This is a genomic window from Dietzia sp. MNB45 (genome assembly GCF_051994785.1).
GTDB lineage: Bacteria > Actinomycetota > Actinomycetes > Mycobacteriales > Mycobacteriaceae > Dietzia > Dietzia kunjamensis.
The window spans coordinates 1,674,531-1,698,997 of record NZ_CP163397.1 but is presented as its reverse complement, the minus strand read 5'-3'; the positions used below and the strand labels follow the sequence as shown (position 1 = coordinate 1,698,997).

Annotated in this window: 27 protein-coding genes; 17 read left to right on the top strand and 10 right to left on the bottom strand. The window is 69.8% G+C overall.

Going from position 1 to position 24,467, the window contains the following annotated elements:
* Window positions 1–19 precede the first annotated feature (19 nt).
* From AB5G72_RS08205 to AB5G72_RS08195, 3 genes are all read left to right on the top strand, one after another.
* Window positions 20–463, top strand: coding sequence for a PaaI family thioesterase (locus tag AB5G72_RS08205; protein ID WP_440221387.1), 444 nt, complete (start codon window positions 20–22; stop codon window positions 461–463).
* Window positions 464–666: 203 nt separating this feature from the next.
* Window positions 667–1,257, top strand: coding sequence for a pyridoxamine 5'-phosphate oxidase family protein (locus tag AB5G72_RS08200; protein ID WP_440221386.1), 591 nt, complete (start codon window positions 667–669; stop codon window positions 1,255–1,257).
* Between the two features lie 9 nt (window positions 1,258–1,266).
* Window positions 1,267–1,896 (top strand): GyrI-like domain-containing protein, encoded by a 630-nt coding sequence (locus AB5G72_RS08195; protein WP_440221385.1) that lies wholly within the window; start codon window positions 1,267–1,269, stop codon window positions 1,894–1,896.
* Between the two features lie 2 nt (window positions 1,897–1,898).
* Here AB5G72_RS08195 and AB5G72_RS08190 read toward each other — a convergent pair whose 3' ends face one another.
* Window positions 1,899–2,345, bottom strand: a complete 447-nt coding sequence (locus tag AB5G72_RS08190; RefSeq protein ID WP_132063300.1) for a MarR family winged helix-turn-helix transcriptional regulator — start codon at window positions 2,343–2,345, stop codon at window positions 1,899–1,901.
* Window positions 2,346–2,405: 60 nt separating this feature from the next.
* On the opposite strand from AB5G72_RS08190, the gene AB5G72_RS08185 reads away from it, so the two are divergent.
* A complete protein-coding gene (locus AB5G72_RS08185; RefSeq protein WP_440221384.1) occupies window positions 2,406–2,882 on the top strand; it encodes a DoxX family protein in 477 nt (158 codons plus the stop codon).
* A 24-nt stretch (window positions 2,883–2,906) separates the two neighbouring features.
* Complete coding sequence (locus AB5G72_RS08180) at window positions 2,907–4,397, top strand: amidase (RefSeq protein ID WP_440221383.1); 1,491 nt, start codon at window positions 2,907–2,909, stop codon at window positions 4,395–4,397.
* 535 nt (window positions 4,398–4,932) lie between these two features.
* On the opposite strand, the gene AB5G72_RS08175 is transcribed toward AB5G72_RS08180, so the two are convergent.
* Window positions 4,933–5,313, bottom strand: coding sequence for an SRPBCC family protein (locus AB5G72_RS08175; protein ID WP_120283167.1), 381 nt, complete (start codon window positions 5,311–5,313; stop codon window positions 4,933–4,935).
* Between the two features lie 284 nt (window positions 5,314–5,597).
* Window positions 5,598–6,380 (bottom strand): alpha/beta fold hydrolase, encoded by a 783-nt coding sequence (locus AB5G72_RS08170; protein WP_096905508.1) that lies wholly within the window; start codon window positions 6,378–6,380, stop codon window positions 5,598–5,600.
* Between the two features lie 107 nt (window positions 6,381–6,487).
* Between AB5G72_RS08170 and AB5G72_RS08165 the strand changes: the two genes are divergently transcribed.
* Window positions 6,488–6,991, top strand: a complete 504-nt coding sequence (locus AB5G72_RS08165; RefSeq protein ID WP_096905509.1) for a DUF309 domain-containing protein — start codon at window positions 6,488–6,490, stop codon at window positions 6,989–6,991.
* A 59-nt stretch (window positions 6,992–7,050) separates the two neighbouring features.
* On the opposite strand, the gene AB5G72_RS08160 is transcribed toward AB5G72_RS08165, so the two are convergent.
* On the bottom strand, window positions 7,051–7,794 hold the full coding sequence (locus AB5G72_RS08160) for an MBL fold metallo-hydrolase (protein WP_440221382.1): 744 nt from the start codon (window positions 7,792–7,794) through the stop codon (window positions 7,051–7,053).
* Between the two features lie 155 nt (window positions 7,795–7,949).
* Between AB5G72_RS08160 and AB5G72_RS08155 the strand changes: the two genes are divergently transcribed.
* The 3 genes from AB5G72_RS08155 to AB5G72_RS08145 all read left to right on the top strand — a co-directional run bounded on the left by AB5G72_RS08155 (window position 7,950) and on the right by AB5G72_RS08145 (window position 10,806).
* Window positions 7,950–9,380, top strand: a complete 1,431-nt coding sequence (locus AB5G72_RS08155; protein WP_120283161.1) for an L-lactate permease — start codon at window positions 7,950–7,952, stop codon at window positions 9,378–9,380.
* A 56-nt stretch (window positions 9,381–9,436) separates the two neighbouring features.
* On the top strand, window positions 9,437–9,790 hold the full coding sequence (locus tag AB5G72_RS08150) for a cupin (RefSeq protein WP_067717414.1): 354 nt from the start codon (window positions 9,437–9,439) through the stop codon (window positions 9,788–9,790).
* Between the two features lie 536 nt (window positions 9,791–10,326).
* Window positions 10,327–10,806: a GNAT family N-acetyltransferase gene (locus AB5G72_RS08145; RefSeq protein ID WP_253003737.1), complete on the top strand. Its 480-nt coding sequence runs from the start codon at window positions 10,327–10,329 to the stop codon at window positions 10,804–10,806.
* Here the strand turns inward: AB5G72_RS08145 and AB5G72_RS08140 are convergent.
* Window positions 10,790–11,557 carry a thioesterase family protein gene (locus tag AB5G72_RS08140; RefSeq protein ID WP_440221381.1) on the bottom strand — a complete coding sequence of 256 codons (768 nt, stop codon included), beginning with the start codon at window positions 11,555–11,557 and terminating at the stop codon, window positions 10,790–10,792. The genes AB5G72_RS08145 and AB5G72_RS08140 overlap by 17 nt on opposite strands.
* A 64-nt stretch (window positions 11,558–11,621) precedes the next feature.
* Between AB5G72_RS08140 and AB5G72_RS08135 the strand changes: the two genes are divergently transcribed.
* The gene (locus tag AB5G72_RS08135) at window positions 11,622–12,104 is read left to right on the top strand and encodes a MaoC family dehydratase (protein WP_120283157.1); all 483 of its coding nucleotides are present in this window, start codon (window positions 11,622–11,624) and stop codon (window positions 12,102–12,104) included.
* A gap of 61 nt (window positions 12,105–12,165) precedes the next feature.
* Here AB5G72_RS08135 and AB5G72_RS08130 read toward each other — a convergent pair whose 3' ends face one another.
* Window positions 12,166–12,645: a nitroreductase family deazaflavin-dependent oxidoreductase gene (locus tag AB5G72_RS08130; protein WP_069388887.1), complete on the bottom strand. Its 480-nt coding sequence runs from the start codon at window positions 12,643–12,645 to the stop codon at window positions 12,166–12,168.
* 10 nt (window positions 12,646–12,655) lie between these two features.
* On the bottom strand, window positions 12,656–13,996 hold the full coding sequence (locus AB5G72_RS08125; RefSeq protein WP_067717386.1) for a class I SAM-dependent methyltransferase: 1,341 nt from the start codon (window positions 13,994–13,996) through the stop codon (window positions 12,656–12,658).
* Between the two features lie 226 nt (window positions 13,997–14,222).
* Between AB5G72_RS08125 and AB5G72_RS08120 the strand changes: the two genes are divergently transcribed.
* Entirely contained in the window at window positions 14,223–15,662 is a 1,440-nt protein-coding gene (locus AB5G72_RS08120; RefSeq protein ID WP_096905513.1) for an NAD(P)/FAD-dependent oxidoreductase, read from the top strand.
* A 99-nt stretch (window positions 15,663–15,761) separates the two neighbouring features.
* Here AB5G72_RS08120 and AB5G72_RS08115 read toward each other — a convergent pair whose 3' ends face one another.
* Window positions 15,762–16,178, bottom strand: coding sequence for a PaaI family thioesterase (locus AB5G72_RS08115; RefSeq protein WP_096905514.1), 417 nt, complete (start codon window positions 16,176–16,178; stop codon window positions 15,762–15,764).
* Window positions 16,179–16,285: 107 nt separating this feature from the next.
* Window positions 16,286–17,050, bottom strand: coding sequence for a hypothetical protein (locus AB5G72_RS08110; protein WP_119191655.1), 765 nt, complete (start codon window positions 17,048–17,050; stop codon window positions 16,286–16,288).
* A 298-nt stretch (window positions 17,051–17,348) separates the two neighbouring features.
* Between AB5G72_RS08110 and gndA the strand changes: the two genes are divergently transcribed.
* Genes gndA through AB5G72_RS08095 form a run of 3 tightly spaced genes read left to right on the top strand, consistent with a single transcriptional unit; the run spans window position 17,349 to window position 21,093 of the window.
* Complete coding sequence (gndA, locus tag AB5G72_RS08105) at window positions 17,349–18,821, top strand: NADP-dependent phosphogluconate dehydrogenase (RefSeq protein ID WP_120283155.1); 1,473 nt, start codon at window positions 17,349–17,351, stop codon at window positions 18,819–18,821.
* A 41-nt stretch (window positions 18,822–18,862) separates the two neighbouring features.
* Complete coding sequence (locus tag AB5G72_RS08100) at window positions 18,863–20,149, top strand: DEAD/DEAH box helicase (protein WP_440221380.1); 1,287 nt, start codon at window positions 18,863–18,865, stop codon at window positions 20,147–20,149.
* Entirely contained in the window at window positions 20,146–21,093 is a 948-nt protein-coding gene (locus AB5G72_RS08095) for a hypothetical protein (RefSeq protein ID WP_185950556.1), read from the top strand. The genes AB5G72_RS08100 and AB5G72_RS08095 overlap by 4 nt, the downstream gene beginning before the upstream one ends.
* Window positions 21,094–21,113: 20 nt before the next feature.
* On the opposite strand, the gene AB5G72_RS08090 is transcribed toward AB5G72_RS08095, so the two are convergent.
* Entirely contained in the window at window positions 21,114–22,049 is a 936-nt protein-coding gene (locus AB5G72_RS08090) for a hydrogen peroxide-inducible genes activator (protein ID WP_067717406.1), read from the bottom strand.
* Window positions 22,050–22,201: 152 nt separating this feature from the next.
* Between AB5G72_RS08090 and AB5G72_RS08085 the strand changes: the two genes are divergently transcribed.
* The 3 genes from AB5G72_RS08085 to AB5G72_RS08075 all read left to right on the top strand — a co-directional run bounded on the left by AB5G72_RS08085 (window position 22,202) and on the right by AB5G72_RS08075 (window position 24,457).
* On the top strand, window positions 22,202–22,798 hold the full coding sequence (locus tag AB5G72_RS08085; RefSeq protein ID WP_067717408.1) for a peroxiredoxin: 597 nt from the start codon (window positions 22,202–22,204) through the stop codon (window positions 22,796–22,798).
* Window positions 22,795–23,319 carry a carboxymuconolactone decarboxylase family protein gene (locus AB5G72_RS08080; protein WP_067717410.1) on the top strand — a complete coding sequence of 175 codons (525 nt, stop codon included), beginning with the start codon at window positions 22,795–22,797 and terminating at the stop codon, window positions 23,317–23,319. The genes AB5G72_RS08085 and AB5G72_RS08080 overlap by 4 nt, the downstream gene beginning before the upstream one ends.
* Before the next feature lie 178 nt (window positions 23,320–23,497).
* Window positions 23,498–24,457 (top strand): hypothetical protein, encoded by a 960-nt coding sequence (locus AB5G72_RS08075; protein ID WP_120283149.1) that lies wholly within the window; start codon window positions 23,498–23,500, stop codon window positions 24,455–24,457.
* The last annotated feature ends 10 nt before the right edge of the window (window positions 24,458–24,467 follow it).

The following is a 24,467-nucleotide window of genomic DNA, read 5'->3' as shown; positions in this document are numbered from 1 at the left end:
CAGCGGGTAGAAAGAGCGGATGACCGATTCCGGCGGGTTCCCTGATGCCAACTCCTCCGACGCCAGCGTCTTCGTCCGGGCGTCCGGGCTCGTCGTCGACGAGGTGACCACCACCTCGCTGCGCGGCCACGCGGACCTGGGGGAGGGGCACGTCACGGCGTGGGGGACGGTCCACGGCGGCGTCTACGCGAGCATCGTGGAGTCCGCCGGCGGTGCGGGAGCCGGATTCGCGGTCGCTGACCGGGGGCAGATCGCGGTCGGCGTCCACAACGGCACCGACTTCCTCCGACCGTCCACCGGCGGGCGGGTCGAGGTCACCGCGCACGCCCTGTTCCAGGGCCGCAGCCAGCAGCTGTGGGATGTAGTGATCAGTCAGGCCGAGGGTGGAGCCGTGCTCGCGCGGGGCCAGCTCCGGCTGCAGAACGTGCCCAGGCCGGACACCGTCGCCACGCCCGGACGCTGAGTACTCAGCGGAGCTGCGCTGCCCTGCGTGTGCCCTCGTCACCGAGCCGCATGCCACCGGGATGGTCGGCATCATGCCCGGTCAGGCGGTCCGTCCGAATCTCCTGTGCAGCGCCTGTGTGCTGACACCGAGCACCATGCCGATCTCCGCCCAGCTCATGCCCTGCAGCCTGGCGTGCCGCACCGCAACCTATATTGACGACCATGGCAGCCAACCACTACCCGGGAATCGCGTACGGACCGGCGGTGAGGGCCCGGCAGAACGCCGTGGGGGTCACCCTCCCCGTCGCCACCGGTGACTTCGCCCTCGAGGGCACCGATGTCGCACTGATCCGGAGCGCCGACCACTTCTCCCTCTCGACCGTCACCGAGTCGGGCTGGCCGTACACGCAGCACCGCGGCGGCCCGGCGGGATTCGTGCACGTGGTCGACGACACGACCCTCGCCTGGGCCGAGTTCCCGGGCAACCACCAGTACGTCTCCACGGGCAACGTGGATCACGACGGACGCGTCTGCCTGCTCTTCGTCGACTATCCGACCCGACGGCGGTTGAAGGTCTTCGGTCACGCGCGCACGGTCGAGCCGGGCAGCGACCCCGACCTGATCGACCGGCTCCGGGCCATGGGGGAGAAGCGGTACTCCGGCCGCGTGGAGCGCGCGATCGTGGTGGACGTCGTGGCCGCTGACGCCAACTGCAGTAAGCACATCACCCCACGGTGGAATCGCCGGTACATCGACGAGTTGACCGCGGTGTACAAACGCCGGATCGCCGAACTCCAGGCCGGATCGGCGTAGCCTGCTGCCATGGTCGGCGACCCACCCAACTACGACATCAAACGCGAGCGCAGGGACCTCTACGACGGCAAGGCCGGCCGATTCGACCTGGTCGAGGTCCCAGCGATGAACTTCCTCATGGTCGACGGGCGGGGAGATCCCAATACCGCGCCCGAGTACGGGGCCGCCGTCGAGGCGCTGTACGCCACGTCCTACGCCGTGCGCGCCGCCGCCCGGGCCGCGCTGGGACGGGTCTACACGGTGGGCCCGCTCGAGGGCCTCTGGTACGCCGACGACCCGCGGGTGTTCACGGCCCGCGACAAGGACGCCTGGAGTTGGACGATGATGATCTGGCAGCCGGACTGGGTCACCCCGGACATCCTGTCCGCCGCCATGGAGAAAGTGACGACGACGACGATGCCGGACGCGCACGAGCGGGTGCGGTTCGACGGGTACGCCGAGGGGTCGGCGGTGCAGACGCTGCACGTGGGCCCCTACGACGACGAGGGCCCGATCATCGCGCGGATGCACGAGGAGATCATCCCCTCACACGGGGCGACCCCGTCGGGCCACCACCACGAGATCTACCTCTCGGACCCCCGCAGGTCCGATCCCGCCAGACTCAAGACGATCCTGCGTCAGCCGATCACCATCGGCTGACGCTACTGATCGCCGCGATCGACTCCTTCGAGCGAGGTCACGAGACGCTGGGCCAGGGTCCGCAGCTGGACGAGGTCCTCCTGCGGCATGTCCACCCTGTCCAGCAGGGAACACTGGATCGTCTCGGCTTCGGCGCGCAGCCGCCCGCCGGCCTCGGTGAGGTGCACGTGGACACTCCTCCCGTCGCCGACGGAGCGGGACCGCTCGACCAGTCCGGCATGCTCCAGCCGTGCGAGCAGAGGGGAGAGGGTGCCCGAGTCGAGGAGTAGTCGGTCGCCCAACTGGCGGACCGTCAGCCCGTCCTCCTCCCACAACACGAGCAGGGCGAGGTACTGCGGATAGGTGAGGCCGACCGACGCCAGGGCGTGGCGGTAGGCCGACGTCGAGGCGCGGGAGGCGGCGTAGAGGGCGAAGCAGACTTGCTCTTCCAGTCGGAGATCGGGATCCATCACCCGAGTATCGCCCATTTTTAGGTTGCGCTCAATTAAGTTGTGCGCAACACTACCCCCATGGACAAACTGGACCGGCCCCTGAAGAACTCGCGATACCGCACACCGGTGCGCCGCCGCAGTGCGGGGGAGGTGGTCCGACATCTCGGACGATGGGCCCTCGGCGCCGCCCTTCTCGGGGCGGGGACCGGGCACCTGACCACCATGCGCGAGGAGTTCCAGGCACAGGTCCCGACGTGGGTCCCACTCGACCCGGACTTCGTGGTCGTCGCCTCCGGCGTGGTGGAACTCGGACTCGGCGCGGCGCTCATCCTCGCACCGGCGCGATACCGGCCGGCGGTGGGCGGCGTGACGGCGGCGTTCTTCGTCGCGATCTTCCCCGGCAACATCTCTCAGTACGTGACGGGCTCGGACGCGTTCGGACTCGACAGCGACCGCGCACGCCTCGTGCGGTTGTTCTTCCAGCCCGTCCTCGTCGCGTGGGCCCTGTGGTCCACGGGCGCATGGCGCGCCTGGCGGAACCGGAACAATCGCTGATCGCGCTGCGTAGACTCCGGCCCCATGCGCTTTGACGAGTTCCGAAGTCACGATGCCCTCGGTCTCGCCGCCCTCGTCCGGCAGGGCGAGGTCACCCCGGGCGACCTGCTCGACGCGTCGATCCAGCGCGCCGACGGTGTCAACCCGCGACTCAACGCGATCGTGCGCCGGCTGGACGGGCCGGCTCGCGCCCGGGCGACCGATGAACTGTCGGGCCCGTTCGCCGGGGTGCCGTTCCTCCTCAAAGATCTCGGTCAGGACTACCGCGGAACACCCACCAGTGGCGGGTCGCGTCCACTGGCCGACGTACCGGCGACCGAGCACGCGACCGTGGTCCGGCGGTGGTTGGACGCGGGCCTGGTGGTCTTCGGCAAGACCAACACCCCGGAGTTCGGGGCCAAGGGAATCACGGAGCCCGAACTGTTCGGCCCCGCCAGGAACCCATGGGACACCAGCCGCAGCCCCGGGGGCTCCTCGGGCGGGTCCGCCGCCGCGGTCGCGGCCGGCATCGTCCCGGTCGCCGGGGCGAGCGACGGCGGCGGTTCGATCCGCATCCCGGCCGCGTGCTGCGGGCTCGTCGGCCTCAAACCCGGCCGCGGACTGGTCCCGATGGGGCCCGCGCGCGGCGAGGCGATGCACGGCGCGGCCACCAATGGCGTCATCTCGCGGTCGGTTCGCGACTCGGCTGCGATGCTGGACGTCCTGATGGGAGGGGAGCCGGGCGGGCCGTACGTCCCGGCCACCCCGTCGGAGTCGTTCCGGTCCCAGGTGGGGGCGGAACCCGGACGTCTGCGGATCGGCGTGTGTACCGCGTCCTCGATCAACTCGTCACCCCACCCTCAGGCTCTCGCCGCTGTCGAGACCGCCGCCAGAGCGCTCGAGGACCTCGGCCACCGCGTCGACATCCTCGAGTCGCAGCCCGTCGACGACCTGGCATTGGCCCGCGATTTCCTCACCAGCTGGTTCGCCTACCTCGCGTGGTCGGTCGAGGACACCAAACGCCGGACGGGGTGCGCCGATCGGGACTTCGAGACGGACACGCGCATCGTGGCGGCACTCGGCCGGGCGCAGAGCAGCGTGGACTACCTGGATGCCGTGATGCGGCGGGATCAGTACGTCGGCGAACTCACCACCTTTTTCGAGGGCTACGACGTGCTCATGACGCCGACGCTCGCAGATCTCCCGCCGCACATCGGCGCCCTGGACACCCCGCCGCTGGCGCGTCGCGCGGCGACCGCTTTGCTCGCGACGCGCACAGCTCCGCTGCTGCGGTACTCGGGATTCGTGGAGTCGCTCATCGACGCCAACCTGAGCTGGGTGCCGTACACCCAGCTGGCCAACCTGACCGGTCGGCCGGCGCTGTCGCTTCCGCTGCACTGGACGCCGGAGGGCGTCCCCATGGGGGTGCACTTCACCGCCGGACTCGGGGGCGAGTCGATGCTGCTGCGTCTGGCCGGCCAGCTGGAGCAGGCACTGCCGTGGACTGACAGGCAGCCGGCGGCTCTGGGCGGATGACCCCGCAGGCGTACTGCGTCGGGGACACCCGCCCCCGAAACGTCACAGTGTCGAATCGGAGCTGACTGGCGGGACCACCGGCAACAGTGGCGGATAGATGCCGCGAGGCCCAGGTGCGGATTCGCACGGTAAACTGACGATGTCCACGACCCGGGGCCTCGCAACGAACGACGGCGACGGATCGCCGCCGGGGAACTCAGGCCATTGCAGAACTCAGGTCATGTCCGCCGGTAGGACACTGAGGAGCCACTGGTAGAGATCCACCAGTGGGTTGTGGATGAGCATGAAAGCGTTTTCGACTGATCCGCGCATGATGTCGCACCTTTCTCTACCGAGCGACACGGTCTCGCCTCAGTGACCATTCGTGGCAGTGTGCACGGCGGATGGTGACGAACTCCGGAAGCTTCTCACCGGACCACCCACTCCCGAAGTGCCGATAATCTACATTATGTAAAGTTCGAATACCGCTGTCCCATCCCCATCGGCGCGGTGGTCACATGCCACCGTCCTGCTGCGCGATCCACGCCGACGCCTCTCAGTGAGCTCGTTCGACGGAGATCCGTTCGATGCGCGGCAGCGCGATCGCCAGCACCGGCAGGTATCCCGCCGCCCAGACCGGAGCACCGAAGCTGAGGACACAACCACCCGGTACCTCGATCACCTCGTGCCGGGTAGCGCTCACTCCTGCCACCTTCCACGCCCAGAGCCGCCGCTCCACGAACTCGGTGATCTCGAAGGGCAGGGACAGCCCCACCGCGGTCGTGACCGTCCCTCGCGCGCCGCCCGTCAGGCCGGAGTCACCGTCGATCCGCGCCCCTGAGACGGTGGGCCCCCATCGCGGCCAGGTCTGCACATCGGTGATGACTGACCACACCGTCTCCGCATCCACGTGCATCCGCAGTTCGGTCGTCCACATCCCTCGGCGGAACGTACTTCGCATTCTCAGCACCGAACTCAGCGCAGCGAAACTCGGTGCAGTGGAACTCAATGCAAAGGCGGACGCGAGGTGTTTCATCGTCTGGCCCGGCTGTTCGACTCCCGGGCTTCTCCACCCCCGCCTCGCGGTGGGCTACTCCACCACGTTGATGGCGGTCTCCCCCGGTCGCGCGTGTGACGCATCATCCGCCCATGGTGGCAGAGCTTCGTGCGGGCGCAACCGCCCATGGTGGTCACCACACCACTACCGCGGAATGCGCCGGGTCAATTGGTCCGGTCCAGGATGAGCCGACTCGCTTCGCGGGGCGCGTCCCATTGCGGGAAGTGGCCGCACCTATCGAACCAGTGCAGTGTCGCGTCGGGGAACGCGCGGGCGGCTCGCCGGGCCTGGGCCGGGAGTGTCACCAGATCGCGACGCCCCCACCCGATGGTGACCCGTCCCGGGACCGTGCCCGCGGGGGCACCCTGCTGCGGGGGGCCCTTCGTGAGCGCGTCCATCGCCGGGCCCGTCGCCGGTGCGTCCGCCAGCCCGGCCACGTCAGGCAGCACGGTCTGTGCCGACAGCGCCCATGGCCGCGCCGACAACTGCGCCAGCACGGCGGTCCGACTCATCGGATTGCCCAGGAGTGCCGGGAGCGCTCCGCGCACAGCGCTGACCAGGGCGATCGACGGCCGCAGGGTGGCGCTGAAGATCGCCAGCTCGCGATCACTCCAGAATCCGCCGGGGTCCAGCGCCACGGTGTCGCCACCGACGCCGCGCCGGGCCAGCTCGAGAACGATCCGCCCACCCATCGACTGTCCGGCCGTGGACACCCCGTCCAGACCCGTCTCCTCGATGAACCGGGCGACGGCGTCAGCCAGCGCCGCTATGGACACCTCACCCTCCAGCGGTGGGGACTCACCGAAACCCGGCAGGTCGACCGCGATGACCTCGCGACGCGCTGCCAGATCGTCGATGATGGGTTCCCACGATCGCCACCCCGCGCCGAGTCCGTGCACGAGAAGTAGAGGGCTCCCCTGCCCGCGTCGAACATGATGCAACGTCATGGGACAAGCCTACGGAGCGCGCGCGGAGGAGAGCGCGCGCGACGTGTCACGATCGGGGCCCGTGTCCGAGGTGGCCGGCCGTCGTCAACAGATGGGACGATGGCGCCATGCGCACCCCACCCGGCATGGACCGTGATCGCGACGAAGACGGCCGCGCGCGCAATTCGCGCCCTCGCGATGAACTCGGTCGGCCATTGCCGATCGGCAGCGTCGGTGTCGAGCGTATCCCCGAGGATCTCGATCTGCCCCCCGCCCGATCGCTGGAATGGGCACAGGATCTGCTGGACCGCGGCCTCGCGTTCAATGCCCACGAAGTTCTCGAGGGTGCCTGGAAGGCCAGCCCCGATGACGAGCGCATGCTCTGGCAGGGCCTGGCCCAGTTGGCGGTCGGCATCACCCATATCCAGCGCGGCAACACCAAGGGGGCATTGTCGCTGCTCGCCCGTGCCGCCGAACGTATTGGCCACGGCGGCGGCCCCGCGCCTCACGGGATCGATGCGACCGGGTTGATTTCCCACGCTGACGCACTCATCGCCACCGTCGAGGGGGGCGACGAGCCCTCTCCGGATCAGCTGACGCCGCGGCTGCGCGTCCCCTCAGCTCTCCCCTGACCTCCGCCAGACACTCCTCCCCTCGGGTCTCCCTGCTCTCGTGCGGTGATGCGCTCTGATCAGTGTTCGCCGACGGCGCGGGCGTGTCCGACCGCGGCGTCGACTCCGTGGGTCCAGGGGTCCCCGTGGCCGGGCAGGACGGTCGAGGCCCCGGTGGCGGCGACCGGGCCGAGAGACTCCATCGCGCGGGCGGTGTCGGCCGTGGCCGCCGAGGCGACGATCTGCGGTCCCGTGGCGCCGGTGTACGGGTCCAGGGTGACCAGGGCGTCCCCGCTGAGGACCGTGTCCCGGTCGGGTAGGTGCAGGATGCAGTGTCCTCCGGTGTGCCCGGGGGCGAACATCGCCACGGGACGACCCGGGACGTCGAGAGCGGGACCCACCGGTAGCTCCTCAGTGTCCTCGACCCCCTCGATCGTGAGAGCGCCGGCCATGGCCATCCTTCCGAGCACGGGAAGCGACCGGGGATGGGTGAACGGGTACAGGAAGCGGTTGCGCTGGGGTGTGTAGCTGTAGGGGTGCGCGGCCAGGTGTCCGTCCGCGGGGTGCACCAGCACCGGCACCTCCAGCTCGACCCGGGCGCGCCGTGCGAAGCCGACGTGGTCGAAGTGCCCGTGGGTGAGTACGAGAGCCCGCACGTCGGCGGGACCACGGCCCAGCCGACGGAGTGTCTCGGTCATGAGGTCCCACATGCTCGGCAGGCCGGCGTCGACGAGGGTCACCCCGTCATCGTCCTCCACGAGATAACAGTTGACGTGGGCATGCGCCAGGCGGTGGACCCGGTCGGCGACTTCGGTGGCGTCCACGGTGCTCCTCTCCGTCGGTGTCTCGGGCGGTCGGCCGCGGATCGCGTCGACGTCTCACCCGCCCGCGGTTGCGCCCGCAGTTGTGTGACGAGGCTGCTCGCCGTCCGGCGCTCTCGCAACCGCTGGCCCCGGGCCGCCTGGGTAGGCTGGGTGCAGTGAGCGCTCTCGTGCAGACCGGCGCCGCCGTCGCGCCGGTCGTGGTGGTCCTGGCCCTGTTGGCGCTCCGCTCCCCCTCTCTCCTGGCGGGAAGCGCCGGCCTGGTGGCCGCGCTCGTCGGTGCGATCACCGTTTTCCGGCCCGACGACGACGAGGTCCTCGCCTCACTGGCGCAACTCGGGCCGACGGTCCTCGAGGTCGCTCTCATCCTCCTCGGCGGCGTCCTGTTGGCCACCGCCCTGTCGGCGACCGGGAGCAGGGATCACATCGCCGGATGGCTCGAACGAGTCGGCTCCGGCGACGACCGGGTGCCCGCGATCCTGCTGCTGGTCTTCGGGTTGACCCCGTTCATGGAGTCGGTCACCGGCTTCGGACTCGGCGTGGTGATCACCGCCCCGCTTCTCGTCCGGATGGGACTGTCGCCGGTGAAGGCCGTCGTCACGGGGTTGCTCGGGTTGGTCCTGGTCCCGTGGGGCTCCCTCGGCCCCGGCACCCTCGTGGCCGCGGAGCTCGGCGGTCAGGACGTCGCGGAACTCGGATACTGGTCGGCTCTCCTGACCCTGCCGGTCCTCCTCGTGAGCATGACGACCGTCCTCGTCGTCGTCTCCACCCGGCCCTCCGCGCGCCACGTGGTTCTCGGCGCCGCCGTCGTCGTGACCCAGTGGGCCGCCCTCGTCGCGGCCAACGCGGCGGTCGGCGTCCCCCCGTCGGGCATCCTCGCCTCGACCGCCGTGATCGCCCTCCTCCTGGGGGTCGGGCGCGCCCGGCACGGCGTTCTCCCCGCGGTCACCGCCGAGCTCGGGCGCGCACTCATCCCGTTCGCGGTCCTGCTCGCGGGGATCCTCGGCGCCAGCGCCGTGCTCGCCCTCGCCGGCGCCCCGGCCGGGACGGGATGGCTCACCTCCCCCGCCCTCTGGGTGAACGTCGCGGCCCTCGTCGCGCTCCGCGTCTACACCACACCGGGCCCGCCCGTGACAAACCTGGTCCGGACGGCGCTGGCGACGTGGGTCCCCGTAGCGGGCAACGCCATCGTGTTCATGTCCATCGGCGTCGTCATGGCCGCCGCCGGGATGGCCGCCCACCTCGCCGATCTCGCGTCCGGGTTCGGACCTGCGTCACTGGCCGGCATCCCGGCCATCGGGGCGCTGGGCGGCTACCTCACCGGCACCAACACCGGCGCGGCGGCCATGTTCTCCTCCGCCACCTCCGGCGCCGCGACCGGGCTGGGAGCCGACAGCCTCGTCACTCTCGCCGGCCAGAACGTCGGCGGGTCGTTCGCCATCATCGTCTCGCCCCCGCGCGTCGCCCTGGCCGTCGGCGTGGTCATGGCCGGACACACCCGGCTCCCCGGCGCCGCCACCCGGACGCTGGCCACCGCCGTCGTGGCCGCCACGATCATGCTCTGCGCGGCGGTCGCCGTCCTGGCGTAGGGTGCGGACCACGCGACCCAAGAGGCAGTTCACACCGAGAGGCAGTGAGTTCCACCATGAACCATGTGACCGAGACCGCCGACCGCATCCTCGCCCGCGCGAAGGAGTCCGCACACGGACGCCACGCCGAGATCCTCGTTCGCGAGGGGCCGCTCCGGCAGTCCCTGCTCGCGCTGACGGAGGGCACCGAACTCGAGGAGCACAACTCTCCCCCGGCCGCGAGCCTCTACCTCCTCCAGGGCGCCGTCCGCGTCACGGGCGAGGGGGACACCGACATCGCCGCTGGCGAACTGCACACACTCACCCACCACCGCCACGCCGTCACCGCGCTCGCCGATTCCGTCTTCCTCCTGACGACGGTCACCAGCATCGCCGGCCAGGGCAGCTACGACGAACCCGCCACTCCCTGACCACCCGCGCCACAGTCTGACCACTTTGCCTCTGCTGCACCCTGGCGCGGACGGCGGACGCGGCGGATACTCGTCCCATGCGCACCCGGCACCTGGGCGTGGTCATCCGCCGCTCCCCCGACGAGGTCTACGCCCTCGCCGCCGACCCCGCCCACCTGCCGTCGTGGGCGGCCGGACTCGCGGCGGGTGAGGTGCGATCCGACGGCGACATTCTCGTCGTCAACTCCCCCATGGGCGAGGTCCGCGTCCGGTTCGCGCCCACCAACGCGTTCGGTGTCCTGGACCACGAGGTCACACTCCCCGACGGGACGGTCACCCTCAACCCGCTGCGGGTCCTCCCCCACCCGCACGGGAGCGAGGTGGTGTTCACCCTGCGCGGAACCGACGGCGGCGACGACGAGGACGACGTCGAACGGGACGCCGCCGCCGTGGCCGAGGATCTCGACCGCCTGCGCCAGTTACTCGACACGGCCGCACCATCTGTAGAGGACACTGCGCAGGCCCCGGCGCGTCCTGCCGAACCGGCGGAGATCCGCATGGCCACGCCCGCGGACGCGGAGTCACTGGGGCGCCTGCTGTTCGACTTCAACACCGAATTCGGCGCGGAGACCCCGGACGGCCCCACCGCCGCCGCCCGATTCGAGTACCTGCTGCGCCGGGACGACGTCCTGGCGGTCCTCGCTCGAGTCGGCTCGGATATCGGCGGCGAGAACACGGCGGACATCGGGTTCGCGTTCCTCACCCTGCGCCCCACCCCCCTGTGGGACGGTCCGCTGGCACAGCTCGAGGAACTCTACGTCCGTCATGACCTCCGCGGGAACGGGGTGGGGACCGCGCTGCTGGCCTGCGCCGTCGACGAGGTGCGGTCCCGCGGCAGCGAGGAGATACTCATCAACGTGGACACCGACGACGCCGGTGCCCGTCGGTTCTACGAACGGCACGGGTTCTCCGACCGCGACCCCGACACCGGCTCCGGCATGCGGTGCTATCTCCGACAGCTCACGGTCGGACTGTGAGCGACTGGGCGACGGTCCCCAACGGTCCGGCCTCATCGTGGATCACGCTCGACGTCAGCCCCAGTCCGCCGGGCCCGAAGGTCACACGGGTGTCGAACCCCAGCCACTCGCCTGCCGGCGGGCGGGTGAGGTGCGCGGTGAGGTCGATGTTCGGATAGTGCACCGACGTCGGATCGGCCCGGACCGCCATCCCGTTGGCGATATCGAACAGCGCGGCCATCCGCGCCAGTACGCTGACATCCTCGCCGGTCAGGAGTGGGACGCCGGTGCGGACCCAGTACCGCGACCGGCCGGGGCCGTCGCTGATCCGCCGGACCTCGACCGAGGCGAGGTACCCCCCGCGCCAGATCGTGGTGGGGTCCCACGGCTCCATCCGCTCCGGCGGCGGGATCGGGTCGAATCCGGCGCCCTCGATCGCCTCGGTATCGCGGGGCTGCTGCAGCCACGCCCGCAGTCGGATGCCGGTGCGCTCGCCGTGCCCACAGGTGGCCTCGACCAACTCGATGGTGCGCCCCGGTCGGACGACCTCCACCCGGATGTCCATGATGTCCATCGGCACCACACCGAGCAGTTCGTAGGACAGGCGGGACACCACCATGGGATCGTCGCGACGAGCGGCGAGGTCGAGCTCGACGGCATGGACGAGCAGACCGAGTGCGGGCCCGATGTGCTGCGTTGACTCGTCCCAGGCTCCGCCCACGTGCTCGGTCGGGCGGAATCTGCCCGGCCCGAGACGATCGAAGTACGCCATCTCCGTCCTCCAGTCGGTGAGTGGTGATTAACTAAAAAGCGTACACACCGACGTGGGAGAGACGATGCAGGACGAGACGTACGACGAGTTCACCGCCCCGATCGACGACAGGTACCTCGAGGACTACACCGAGGGCGCGAGGTACCGGTTCGGTGAGGAGTCGGTCGACGCCGACGAGATCATGGAGTTCGCGCGTCGGTACGACCCGCAGAGCATCCACACCGATCCCGAGGCGGCCGCCGCCGGCCCGTTCGGCGGACTCATCGCCAGCGGGTGGCAGACCGCCGCACTGATGATGCGCCTGTTCGCGGACAACTACCTGACCAGCGTGGCGAGCCTTGCCTCCCCCGGCATCGACGAACTGAGGTGGGTGCGCCCGCTGCGGCCGGGCGACCGTCTGACCCTGCTCTGCGAGACCACCGGGGTCCGACCGTCCAGGACCAAGCCGGACCGCGGCGTGCTCACCACCGATGTCACGCTGGTCAACCAGGACGGGGATCCGATCCTCACCGCCACTGCGATGAACATGGTCGCCCGTCGCGGATGACCCGGGCCGCCCGGCGCGGACGTGACCACAGACCCCGGCCCCACCCGGGCCGCCCCCGCGGCTACAGACGGGGGGTGAGGTGAAAGACGGGTAGTTCGCGGCTGGTGCGCCGAGCGTAGATCTCGTAGTTCGGCCAGACACGGGCCGCCGCCGACCATGCCGAGTCCCGCTGGTCACCGGTCAATTCACGGACGTCCACGACCAGCCTCGCGCCGTAGACCGAGATCTCGACCTCGCCCTCGGCGGCGGCCCGGAGATTGTGGACCCAGGCCGGGGTCTTCTGCCCACCCCAGTTCGACCCGACGACGACCAGCCCGTTCCCCCACGACGCGCACAACAGCGGCGTGCTGCGTGGTGCGCCGCTCTTGCGACCAGGGACGTGCAGGGTCAGAGTGGGCAGCCCCGCGACCCGGAGAAGCGGCACCCGCCCGCGGGTGACCCGGTCGAGCCACCGGTCCACCGTCACGACAAGGTGGGAGTTCTCCCGGGTGGCGTCCTGTCGGCCGAACCACACGGCGATCGGGGTGAGGATGTTGCCCATGGGGCAAACCCTATGTCGTGCGCCCGTCCGCGCGCCGCCGGACCGCCTCACCGGCCGTCGCGAGCAGCTGAACCGACTCGACCCATCCACTGCGGAGCCCGGTCTCCAAGGCCGCCAGGTGGAACGACCACATCCGTCGGTAGACGGCGTCGAACCCCAGCGCGGCGGCATCGCGTCCGCGCTGCGCGAACGTCTCCGACCACAGGCGCACGGTCTCCGCATGATGAGCGGTGATCTCCACCCGCCCCCGGAGCGTCAGACAGGGCGCCCGGTCGACCATCTCGACGAGTTCCGACCACCCCACCGGGGGCCCCGCCTCGGACACGTAACGGGACTCCCACGCGGCCAGCTCCACGACCGCCGGGGTGGGCCGACCCGGTGAGACCGTCGTCTGGAGGGCGAGACGGCCCCCCGGGCCGAGAAGCCGGGCGGCCACGGCGAGGACCTCGGCGTGCCCGGCGGATCCGGCGGTTATGCCGGGGTCCACCGCGACGACGGAGTCGACCGCGCCCGCGACTTCCGACGGCGCTCCGAGGAACAGCGAGATCTCCTCGTCGAGACCTGCCGCGGTGAACCTCGACCCGAGCGTCGCCAGTCTCTCCGTCGACGATGTCATGGTTCGGACGTGCGCCCCGCGCTCGGCAGCCCTCATGGGCAGTTCGCCCCACCCCGGTGTGGCGACCAGGGCACGGGTCCCCTCCCCGATCCCGGCCAGCGTCAACAGGGTGTCCGCGGCCCGGCGTTGGGCGTCGCCGAGGTCGGTGCGGCGGGGCGCAGCCGCCGGCGCTTCGAGGTGCACGACCTCGGTCCCGTCGTCCAACCGGGCACGGGTGCGCGCTCCGGAAGCGAACACTGCACCCGCGGTCGACATCGTCTCGTCCGTGTACAGCGAGGTCAGCGCGCCGGGGACCGAATCCTCCAGTTCCACGGCGACCGGCCCGCCACGCCGACGACCGCCACCGGCGGGGCCGCGACCCTCCCGGCCGTACGCGCGTTCACCAGGGTGCGCGCAGTCGGCGTTCGAGGCGATCCACGGGGCCAGCACCGCGATGGCGGCACACAGGTCCGGAGTGGCCCAGTCGCCCGCCATGAACGACTCGCCGAGCCCCACCACGCCGGCGTCCGCCAGCCGGGCCCAGAAGTGATCGGGTTCGCGCAGTACCACGCGCACCGGGGCGTCGTACTCTCCGGCCGCCGACGAATCGGGGTAGTCGATCCGCACCCCGAGCTCGCGCGCCGACCGCCGGAGCGCCTGGGCGACAAGCGCCGAGGGCTGTCCCCCCGGTCCGGACGGTGGCGCGAGCGCGGGCCAGCGTTCGAGGTCGACGGTCTGCGGTTCGACTCTGACCACCCTGTCCCTCCCTCCGGGGCTCTCGTCAGGTGGACGGTACCGTCGCCTGCGCGTCCGCCCGGTCAGGCGCGGCGGGGGGCCACCCACCCGCGTGCGGTGCGGCTACCTGTGCACGGGGTCAGGCGGAGCACTATCCTGGGGACCCGTGCCCGGCGTCATCCCGCGCGGGCCCCAGACCGACGAGGCCACCGAGCCCCTCAACCCACCAGCCTCATCAGGAGCCGCCATGACCGAGCCCGCAACCGACCAGGTCACAGCCACCGCACCGGCCGGCCGCCGGCACCGCGTCGTCATCGTCGGCTCCGGCTTCGGCGGTCTGTTCGCCGCGCAGCAGCTCGCCAAAGCGGACGTCGACGTGACCCTGGTGGCCAGGACCGGCCACCACCTGTTCCAGCCCCTGCTGTACCAGGTGGCCACCGGCATCCTCTCCGTGGGCGAGATCGCCCCGCCGACGCGACTCATCCTGAGGGATCAGAAGAACGCCACCGTGGTCCTGGGTGATGTCGACACGATCGACGTGGCCGGGAAGAGGATCCACGCCTCGGCAGGACACATCGACTTCGATCTCGAGTACGACAGCCTGGTCGTCGCCGCGGGGGCCAACCAGTCCTACTTCGGGAACGACCACTTCGAGCGGTGGGCGCCGGGGATGAAGACCGTCGACGATGCGCTCGAGTTGCGCAGCCGCATCCTCGGCTGCTTCGAGCAAGCCGAGGTCATCGACGACGAGGAGGAGCGCCGCCGGCTGCTGACCTTCATCATCGTCGGGGCCGGCCCGACCGGGGTCGAGATGGCGGGTCAGGTCGCCGAGCTCGCCCAGCACACCCTGAAGGACAGCTTCCGCCGCATCGATCCGGCGTCCGCACGCGTGATCCTCCTCGACGCCGCCCCGGCCGTGTTGCCCCCGTTCGGAAACAACCTCGGCAACGCGGCCCGCGCTCGGCTGGAGAAGATGGGCGTCGAGATCCAGCTCAACGCCATGGTCACCAACGTCGACTACCAGGGCATCGAGGTCAAGGACCCGGACGATTCGGTCCGCCGGATCGACGCCTCGTGCAAGATCTGGTCCGCGGGCGTCAAGGCCAGCCCGCTCGGCAAGCAACTCGCCGACCAGACGGATGCGGAGATCGACCGTGCCGGGCGCGTGCTGGTCAACAAGGACCTCTCACTGCCCGGTCACCCGGAGATCTTCGTCGTGGGCGACATGATGAGCCTCGACGGATTGCCCGGTGTCGCGCAGGTCGCCATCCAGGGCGGCAAATACGCGGCCAAGCAGATCATGGCCGAGGTGGAGAAGGGCCGGACCCCAGCCGAGCGGAAGCCGTTCAAGTACTTCGACAAGGGGTCCATGGCCACGGTGTCGCGCTACAGCGCAGTCGTGAAGATGGGACCGATCGAGATCTCGGGCTTCATCGCCTGGGTCATGTGGCTGGTGGTCCACCTCGCCTACCTGATCGGCTTCAAGAACCGGATCACCACCATGTTCTCGTGGGGCATGCACATGGGCGGCGACCACCGGTCGCAGCTGACCTCCACCAAGCAGTGGGTCTACGCGCGCCAGGCCATCGAGCGGGTGGCTGCGGACGAGGCGGCCGCATTCCAGTCGGCCGAGCGGTCCCGCGTCGAGGCGCAGCAGTCGGCGTCCGCCTCGGCCACGACCGACTGACCGGGGCGAGACGGCGACGCGCCCGGCGTGATCCACCCGCCGGGCGCGTCTTTCTCTCTGCCAGGGAGTTCTCCCGGTCTCAGACGCTTCCCTGCCCGCTTACTGGAGATTCGCGAGCCGTACCTGCCCGACCGCTGCGGTGCGCCCCCGGTCGTCCTCGATCTCGACCCGCCAGAGTTGCTGTGAGCGGCCGCGGTGGACGGGCGTGCCCGTCGCCGTGAGGGTGCCCTCCGTGACGGCGCGCAGGAAGTCGGTGGAGTTGTTGACACCGACCACCTTGCCCTCGCCACCGAGCCACACCGCGCCGGCGATACTCGCGACCTCCTCCGCGATCGCGCAGTACACACCGCCATGCACGATCCCGTAGGGCTGGTGGAGATGCGGCCCCACCGTCACCGTGACGACCACCTTGTCGGGCGTCACCTCGGTGTATTCCATCCCGATCCCGCCGCCGAACCCGGTCCCGGAATGGGAACGGATCATGTCGATGAATTCGCTACGAGCCGCCTCGGACATCCGACCTCTTTCCCCGGCCCGGCGTGCCCGGGCGTCCGGGACGGAACGTTACCCGCGGGGACGGGCGCCCGTCGCGGCTCCCTCGACGCGCAGCGCGCCTACGACGCTCAGCGGACCGATCGCCAACCGCGGTCCCGCACGGGGATCGGCCCGGCACCGGGGGTGCGTGGGAGCCGGCTCCGTCGCCGGACCGCCAGGCCCGAGTCGTGGAGAGCCTGCAGGACCATCTGCCCGCGACGGTAGCCGGTCTCCTGACTGGTCTCCGCGAACGTGGGGACGATCGTCGCGGCGCCGAGGACGCACTCGCCCGCCATCGACCACAGCGTCTCCACACTGCAGTTGCTCACCGCCGACAGCCCCTCGAACACCGTCGTCAGTGTCGCGCGCGACCGGCAGGCGAGCCACTGCGCCAATGCCTGCTCGCAGGGCAGGATCACGGTGCCGGGCGAACCCGCGACGGGGTCGTCGGGCAGCACCCTCAGGGTGGTGTCGCGGACGCCCGCCCAGTCCAGGCCGCCCTCGATGTCGGTTCGCACGGCCATGTTCTCGGCGCCGGTGTCCCACACCCTGCCGATGGTGACGAAACTGGCCACGGCCCTGCCGAGGACGCCGTGGGTGAATGCCTCCGCCACGAGATAGGTCGAGAAACGGATATCGCCGGACTCCGCGAAGTGGTTGCGGAACATGAGTTCCACCCGCCCGCTGTCGACCGCCTGCTCGAGCGGCACCCACCGACGTCGCGACTGCGTGCCCAGATCAGCGATCGAGTAGAACTTGGGATAGCCCGCGCGAAAGCCGCCGAGCGCCTCGACCGTGTCGTCGAACACGGTGCGTGTCCCCATCAACTGCGTGGGCAGCGTTGAGCCGGTCATGTCTGGTCTTCCCCCTAGTCGGTTCCTCTACACGGCCGGTCCGTCCCTACGAAGTACGTCCCGGCACCGCGATCCGACCCCCCGATCCGCAGTGGCCCCGGTCATCCGGCCGGTATTAAGTGTTACAACAGACACCCGTCCGTAACCAAGGGATTTCGCCCGGTTCGGCCAAACGGTGCACTCAGTGCACGTCTGATCTGTCAGCAAGAACACAGGTGGTGTTCAGCCACGCGGTGAGTGTCGGTACCCATCACCGCAGGTCCGACCGGCCGGGGGGGCGTCGACTACTCTGAACACCATGAGTACTGAACGCGAAGGCGCGACGCCCACCTCCGACACTGCCGGAACCGCCGATATCGGTGTGACCGGTCTCGCCGTCATGGGCTCGAACATCGCCCGCAACTTCGCCCGGCACGGGTACACGGTCGCCGTCCACAACCGCTCCGCGGGGAAGACCGACGCACTGCTCGGCGCGCACGGCGATGACGGGGACTTCGTCCGCACCGAGACGATCGAGGAGTTCGCGGCAGCGCTGCGTTCCCCCCGTCGGGCACTGGTCATGGTCCAGGCCGGCGCACCGACCGATGCAGTGATCGACGCGCTCGCCGATGCCTTCGACGAGGGCGACATCATCATCGATGGTGGCAACTCCCTGTACACGGACACCATCCGGCGCGAGAAGGCCATGGCCGCGCGCGGAATCCGGTTCATCGGTGCCGGGATCTCCGGCGGCGAGGAAGGGGCCCTGGAGGGACCGTCCATCATGCCGGGCGGCCCGGCCTCCAGCTATGAGGTCGTCGGGCCGATGCTCGAGGACATCTCGGCGAAGGTCGACGGCATCGCCTGCTGTACCCATGTCGGCGAGGACGGCTCGGGTCACTTCGTCAAGATGGTCCACAACGGCATCGAATACTCGGACATGCAGCTCATCGGCGAGGCCTACCATCTCCTCCGGGGCGTGGCCGGGATCGAGCCGGCCGCCATGGCCGATACATTCCGCGACTGGAACACAGGCGAACTCGACTCCTACCTCATCGAGATCACCGCCGAGGTCCTCGCCCAGGTGGACGCCGAGACCGGCGCTCCCCTGGTGGACGTGATCGTGGATCGGGCCGGACAGAAGGGCACCGGTCGCTGGACCGTCAAGTCCGCTCTCGACCTGGGCGTCCCCGTCACCGGTATCGCCGAGGCGGTGTTCGCGCGAGCCCTCTCGAGCTCGGTTCCGCAGCGCGAAGCCGGTCGGGCCCTGCCCGCGGGCTCCGTATCCACTCCCGCCGGGATCGGCCCCGATTTCGTGGAGGACGTGCGCAAGGCGCTCTACGCGTCCAAGGTCATCGCCTACGCCCAGGGGTTCGATCAGATCACCGCTGCCAATGCCGAGCACGGCTGGGACGTGGCGCGCGGTGACCTCGCCACCATCTGGCGCGGGGGTTGCATCATCCGTGCCACGTTCCTCGACCGCATCCGCGAGGCGTACGCCGAGAACGGCGATCTCCCCTCACTCCTCGCCGCGCCGTACTTCGCCGAGGCCCTGTCCGACTGCGTGGACAGTTGGCGCCGGGTCGTGACGACCGCGGTGACCGCAGGGATCCCCGCACCCGGGTTCTCCGCCGCCCTGGCCTACTACGACGGCCTCCGGACCGAACGCCTGCCGGCCGCGCTCATTCAGGGCCAGCGTGACTTCTTCGGCGCGCACACCTACCAGCGCACCGATCGAGAGGGGAGCTACCACACCCTCTGGAGCGGCGACCGTTCAGAGGTGCGGGCCTGACCGGCCCGCGGCCCGGGGAACTGGGCCGGCTGCTCGAGGAGTTGGGAGTCGCGGTCCCGATCCGGCACGCCGTGTCGGGTCTGGTTCCGGGGACGCCCACCCCGATCCAGGCCGCCGCCCTCGCGGATGCCGTCGGGGGCGCGAACCTCCTGGCCGTCGCCCCCACCGGATCGGGCAAGACGTTGGTGTTCGCCATCGCGGTGGCCCACCGCCTCGCCGGGTCACCGAGCCTGCCCGGCCGGCCCCGCGCCCTGGTCGTCGCCCCCACTCGCGAACTGGCCGAGCAGAACGCCGAGGTCCTCGCCGCGGTGGGCGCGGGCGCCGGGCTGAAGATCGCCTCGTTCGTCGGGGGACAACCCCTCAAACGGGACCGGCGCGCGCTCATAGCTCCGGTCGACGTGGCCGTCGGGACCCCCGGGCGTCTCGCCGACCTGGTGCGCGCCTCGGCCCTGTCCCTGGACGGTGTGGACCTGGTGGTGCTCGACGAAGCCGATCAACTGCTGGGTCCGTCCTTCGCCGAGCAGACAGAGGCCCTTCTCGCCGACTGCGTCGGCGCGGGCCTCGTGGCGACCACCGCCACGGCCGACGACGACATCGAGTCGATTCTGGAACGCACACGCCCGGGACTCCGGGTGCACCGCGTGGAGCACTCACCGCTCCCGTCGTCGGCCCCCACCCGCGGCGACTCCGAGGCGGCCGGGGCACCTCGTCGACTGGTGGTGCTCTCGACCCCGGACCCGGACCGTCTGGCGGTCCGCCTGGCGGCACGGTGCACCCGTGGCCTGTTCTTCGTCCCCAGACGGGACGCCGTGGAGCCCCTGCGTTCGGCAATCGCCGACACCGGCGTCACCGCTGCCGGGGTCGCGGGGTCCGCCTCCCCCACCCGCCGGACGGCCGCGTTCGCCGATCTGGCATCGGGCGCGGTGAGGGTCCTGGTGAGCACCGACCTGGCGGGGCGGGGCCTCGACATCGACAGCATCGGACACGTGGTGCACGTGGGCCCACCGCACTCGATGGACGACCTCGTCCACCGCTCCGGGAGAACCGGTCGAGGCGACGCCCGGGCCGGCGTCGTCGCCGCGGTTCTCCGTCCCTTCGAGGTCGCCAAGGTCGCCGACCAGGCACGTTCGGCCGGTATGACGGTCGAGATCGTCGACACCTCCCGGTCCGACACGGAGCGGGTCATCGACGCGCTGTTCGGCCCGGAGATCGTCCTGCCACGTGCCCGCAGGGCACCCGCACCGCCGGAGCGGTCCCGCCGCCCCTCGCAACCCCGACGTCCGACGCAGTCCCGGGTTCACCGCCCCAAACGGAAGAAGCGCTCGTGACCTCCGCGCGTCGACGGGACCGTCATCGGGTCGGTGCCCCGGTCGTCGTTCCCGAAGAACTCTGGCGCCTTCGCGAACAGCGACACCACGACAGGGTCGACCGTCTCACCACCGACCACCTGGAGCGTCGTCGCAGGGGCGAGCAACACCCGGTCGTCGACTTCCTCTTCACCTACTACCGCACCAGCGTCGCCACCGTCCGACGGTGGCACCCGGGCCCGGGTGTCCTACTGGAGAACGCCCACCTGACCGAACGTCAGGACTGGCGCCACTACCGCCGGGAGAGTGTGGCCGGCCGGGAGGGGCTCGTGGTCGACGCACCCTCGGTGTGGCGACGCGCCGGCGGCAGGATCACACGGGCACGTGACGTGATCGCGTCCACCGCGTCCCGCCGGGGCGCCACCGGATGCTTCGGTCTGCACGAATGGGCGATGCTGTACGAGACCGGACAGGGGGACGTCCGGCACGGCCGGGTACCCCTGCGGCTCCCACACGAGCGGATCGACGAGGTCGTCCGAGGTTCCCGCCTGCGGTGCACGCACTTCGACGCTTTCCGCTTCTTCACCGATGCCGCCGTCCCCCGAAACCAGGATTCGCTGACCCGGGACGACCAACTCCGACTGGAGCAGCCTGCCTGTCTCCACGCCGGAATGGACATCTACGCCCACACCGCGACGGTGGAGGCGGGAGCACCGGGGGAACTACTCTTGGACTCCCTCGCGGCGGCATTCGACGCGCGGGAGGTGGACATGCGGTCCTCCCCCTACGATCTGTCCTCCTGGGGGCTCCGACCGATCCGGGTGGAGACCAGCGAGGGTCGGGCCGAGTTCGTCGCGTTCCAGAAGAAGTGGACGGAGCGCACACAGCGCCTCAGGTCGAGATTCCTCGCCGCCGTCGACACACTGGAGGACCTGGCGTCCCCCGTGGGCGATCTAGTGACCTGAGGACGTGAGCTGAGGACTCGTCACACCGGGGCCGCGTCGAACTGGTCTACGGCCACCTCGGCGACGACTCTGCCGAACTCGCCGTAGGCTTCCGCTCCCGCGGTGGCGCTGCGCAGTACCAATCCGATCGTGCGGCCCGGGACGGGATCAGCGAACCTCGCGACCGCGATCCCCGGATCCCGGGTCTCGGGACCGACCGCGGACTCGGGGACGAGCGTCACGCCCAGACCCCCCGCCACACACCGAACCGCGGTGGTCAGCGATGCGGCTCGGGACTCCCCTCTGCCCAACACGGGGGCGGACACCCGGCGGCACAGTTCCACCGTCTGTTCGCGCAGACAGTGCCCCTCGTCGAGCATCAACAGCGGTTGGTCGACGAGGATCTCCAAGGGCAACCCCTCTCTGCCCGCGAGTTCGTGATCCGCGGGCACGAGGAGCGCGAAGGGCTCGCTGTACAGCGGCGTGGCGGCCACCCCCACAGCGTCCGTGGGGACGGCCATGATCGCCAGGTCGATCACGCCGCTCCGGAGTCCGTCCAGGAGCCTGGCCGTCTGATCCTCGACGACCCTCGGTCGCAGGTCCGGGAACCGCTCCCCCAGTGCGGGCAGCAGCCCGGGCAAGAGATAGGGAGCCACCGTCGGGATGACCCCGATGCGCAGCGAGCCGAACAACGGCCCGTCGCTTCCCGCCGCCGCGTCCGCCACCGCGTCCATCGCCGTCACCGCGGCCCGGGCGTACGGCAGGAGCCGGTGACCCGCGGGGGTGACGAGGACGGAGCGGGTGCTGCGCTCGACCAGGTGGAGACCGAGCCCGTCCTCCAGCGTCGCCAGGGCCTGGGACAGCGAGGGCTGGCTCATGCCGAGGTCCTCCGCGGCGCTACGAAAGTGCAGCCGCTCCGCCACCGCGAGGAACACCCGGAGCTGCATGAGACTCGGAACGAACCGATGATCGGCCATGTCGATGAGTCTATGCCCGGCGATAACCAGAAGTCGATGATTATTTGCACAATCCTATGAGTGATCTACATCTCATCGACTTTACCTCTCATAGGAAGTGGGGCATAGTCGGGTTCGTCCGTCCGACACAGGCACATCCTCAGGAGGATCACATGGCTATTCTCACCATCGGCGACCAGTTCCCCGACTTCGAACTCACCGCACTCAAGGGCGGCGACCTGCAGGCGGTCAACGCCCAGCAGCCGGAGGACTACTTCGAGACCGTCACCAACCAGTCCTACGAGGGCAAGTGGCGCGTGATCTTCTTCTACCCGAAGGACTTCACCTTCGTCTGCCCCACGGAGATCGCCGCGTTCGGCAAGCTCGACGAGGACTTCCAGGACCGCGACACGCAGATCCTCGGCGGCTCCATCGACAACGAGTTCGCGCACTTCAACTGGCGTGCGACCAACGACGAGCTCAAGACCGTGCCGTTCCCGCTGCTGTCGGACATCAAGCACGAGCTCATCCGCGCTCTCGGCGTGGAGAACGCCGACGGTGTCGCAGATCGTGCCACCTTCATCGTCGACCCGGACAACGTCATCCAGTTCGTCTCGGTTACCCCGGACGCTGTCGGCCGCAACGTGGACGAGGTTCTCCGCGTCCTCGACGCCCTCCAGTCGTCCGAGGTCTGCGCCTGCAACTGGCAGAAGAACGACCCGACGAAGAACATCAACAAGATGGACATGCTGCAGGAGGGCATCAAGTGAGCATTGAGAACCTGAAGTCCGGACTCCCCGAGTTCGCCAAGGATCTCAAGCTGAACCTGGGTTCGCTCGCGCGATCCACCGAGCTGAACCAGCAGCAGCTCTGGGGGACGTTCCTCGCCACCGCCGCTGCGACCAAGTCGGCGACCGTCCTGTCAGAGATCGCGGACGAGGCCCGCCAGCACCTGTCGGACGAGGCGTTCAACGCCGCCCTCGGCGCCGCCTCGATCATGGGGATGAACAACGTGGCCTACCGCGCCAAGGAGTTCCTGGGCGATGACTACACCCAGGTCCGCATGGGCCTGCGGATGAACATCATCGCCAACCCGGGCGTGGAGAAGGCCGACTTCGAGCTGTGGTCGATGGCCGTCTCCACGATCAACGGCTGCGAGAACTGTACTGCCGCTCACGATGCCGTCATCCGCAAGGAGGGCATCACCAAGGAGCAGGCCTGGGAGGCGGTGAAGATCGCCGGCACCGTCGCCGGCGTCGCACAGGCCGTCGAGATCGACGCAAACATCTGATCCTCACCCTCCCCCGGTGAACACGGGCCCCGCTGACCGCGCGTCAGCGGGGCCCTGTCGTCTCTTCCGGTTGCGGGCGCGCGGCGAGTTGCCCCTCCCGCAAAACACTCCCCGGCACTAGGTTCGTATGTAGAGCCGGGGAAATCCTTCGCGGCGCACCTAGCGATCTGGAGACGTCATGACTACCGGAGGTACCCCGTCAGGGGACGGCTTCCCGAACGATCCGTCCAACTCCGGCCCGGGCGAGCCGAACTGGGGCCGGGGTTACGGGGAACAGGGCCACGGGAACCAGAATTACGGCCCGACGCAGGGTCAGGAACCCTACCCGGGGCAGGGTTACGGTCAGGAGCCCTACCCCGGTCAGGGTCAAGGTCACGAGCCCTACCCCGGCCAGGGATACGGACAGCAGGGTTACGGGCAGCAGAATTATGGCCACCAGTCCTTCGGCGATCCCGCCTACGGCGGTGCGTACGGGCAGAGCGGTCCGGGCGGCGGCCCGGTCATGACGGGCAAGGTGTCCGCGACCGACGCGGTCAGTGCCGGCTGGCAGCTGTTCAAGAACAACCCGCTGCCCTGGGTTCTCATCACCCTGGCGAGCGTGGTGGTCGGCAGTATCGCGGGGCAGCTCGCGAACTCCGAGTCTCTCGCGGTGGTGTTCTCGGCCCAGATCATCTCCTTCGTCGTCGGACTGCTGTTCCAGGCGTTCATCCTGCGCGGCGCCCTGCTCGAGGTGGACGGACACAGGCCCGCTATCGGCGACTTCTTCAAACTGCACAATTTCGGCTGGTTCGTCGTCGCGGCGATCCTCGTCGGGATCGCGACGTTCGTCGGGCTCATCGGCTTCATCATCGGCGCGTTCGTCGTGGCGTTCTTCCTGTACTGGACGCAGTACTTCGTCGTCGACCGCAACATGACCGCCACCGACGCGATCGTCTCGAGCTTCAACGCGATCAAGTCGGACGCCGGCAACCTCTTCGCACTCGCCCTCCTCAACGTCCTCATCCTCGTGGTGGGCGCGCTGGCACTGCTCGTCGGCCTGTTCGTGGCGATTCCGGTCACCACACTCGCCTCGGTCTACGCCTACCGGGCGATCACCGGGCCGAGCGACTTCTCCCGCGCCGCGACCGCGGCGGTCTGACCCCCCGCCG

What these genes read in the sequence shown, in the direction of transcription:
- AB5G72_RS08205 (WP_440221387.1), top strand. Translation starts at nt 20, where the DNA reads ATGACCGATTCCGGCGGGTTCCCTGATGCCAACTCCTCCGACGCCAGC.
- AB5G72_RS08200 (WP_440221386.1), top strand. Translation starts at nt 667, where the DNA reads ATGGCAGCCAACCACTACCCGGGAATCGCGTACGGACCGGCGGTGAGG.
- AB5G72_RS08195 (WP_440221385.1), top strand. Translation starts at nt 1,267, where the DNA reads ATGGTCGGCGACCCACCCAACTACGACATCAAACGCGAGCGCAGGGAC.
- AB5G72_RS08190 (WP_132063300.1), bottom strand. Translation starts at nt 2,345, where the DNA reads ATGGATCCCGATCTCCGACTGGAAGAGCAAGTCTGCTTCGCCCTCTAC.
- AB5G72_RS08185 (WP_440221384.1), top strand. Translation starts at nt 2,406, where the DNA reads ATGGACAAACTGGACCGGCCCCTGAAGAACTCGCGATACCGCACACCG.
- AB5G72_RS08180 (WP_440221383.1), top strand. Translation starts at nt 2,907, where the DNA reads ATGCGCTTTGACGAGTTCCGAAGTCACGATGCCCTCGGTCTCGCCGCC.
- AB5G72_RS08175 (WP_120283167.1), bottom strand. Translation starts at nt 5,313, where the DNA reads ATGTGGACGACCGAACTGCGGATGCACGTGGATGCGGAGACGGTGTGG.
- AB5G72_RS08170 (WP_096905508.1), bottom strand. Translation starts at nt 6,380, where the DNA reads ATGACGTTGCATCATGTTCGACGCGGGCAGGGGAGCCCTCTACTTCTC.
- AB5G72_RS08165 (WP_096905509.1), top strand. Translation starts at nt 6,488, where the DNA reads ATGCGCACCCCACCCGGCATGGACCGTGATCGCGACGAAGACGGCCGC.
- AB5G72_RS08150 (WP_067717414.1), top strand. Translation starts at nt 9,437, where the DNA reads ATGAACCATGTGACCGAGACCGCCGACCGCATCCTCGCCCGCGCGAAG.
- AB5G72_RS08145 (WP_253003737.1), top strand. Translation starts at nt 10,327, where the DNA reads ATGGCCACGCCCGCGGACGCGGAGTCACTGGGGCGCCTGCTGTTCGAC.
- AB5G72_RS08140 (WP_440221381.1), bottom strand. Translation starts at nt 11,557, where the DNA reads ATGGCGTACTTCGATCGTCTCGGGCCGGGCAGATTCCGCCCGACCGAG.
- AB5G72_RS08135 (WP_120283157.1), top strand. Translation starts at nt 11,622, where the DNA reads ATGCAGGACGAGACGTACGACGAGTTCACCGCCCCGATCGACGACAGG.
- AB5G72_RS08130 (WP_069388887.1), bottom strand. Translation starts at nt 12,645, where the DNA reads ATGGGCAACATCCTCACCCCGATCGCCGTGTGGTTCGGCCGACAGGAC.
- AB5G72_RS08120 (WP_096905513.1), top strand. Translation starts at nt 14,223, where the DNA reads ATGACCGAGCCCGCAACCGACCAGGTCACAGCCACCGCACCGGCCGGC.
- AB5G72_RS08115 (WP_096905514.1), bottom strand. Translation starts at nt 16,178, where the DNA reads ATGTCCGAGGCGGCTCGTAGCGAATTCATCGACATGATCCGTTCCCAT.
- AB5G72_RS08110 (WP_119191655.1), bottom strand. Translation starts at nt 17,050, where the DNA reads ATGACCGGCTCAACGCTGCCCACGCAGTTGATGGGGACACGCACCGTG.
- gndA (WP_120283155.1), top strand. Translation starts at nt 17,349, where the DNA reads ATGAGTACTGAACGCGAAGGCGCGACGCCCACCTCCGACACTGCCGGA.
- AB5G72_RS08090 (WP_067717406.1), bottom strand. Translation starts at nt 22,049, where the DNA reads ATGGCCGATCATCGGTTCGTTCCGAGTCTCATGCAGCTCCGGGTGTTC.
- AB5G72_RS08085 (WP_067717408.1), top strand. Translation starts at nt 22,202, where the DNA reads ATGGCTATTCTCACCATCGGCGACCAGTTCCCCGACTTCGAACTCACC.
- AB5G72_RS08075 (WP_120283149.1), top strand. Translation starts at nt 23,498, where the DNA reads ATGACTACCGGAGGTACCCCGTCAGGGGACGGCTTCCCGAACGATCCG.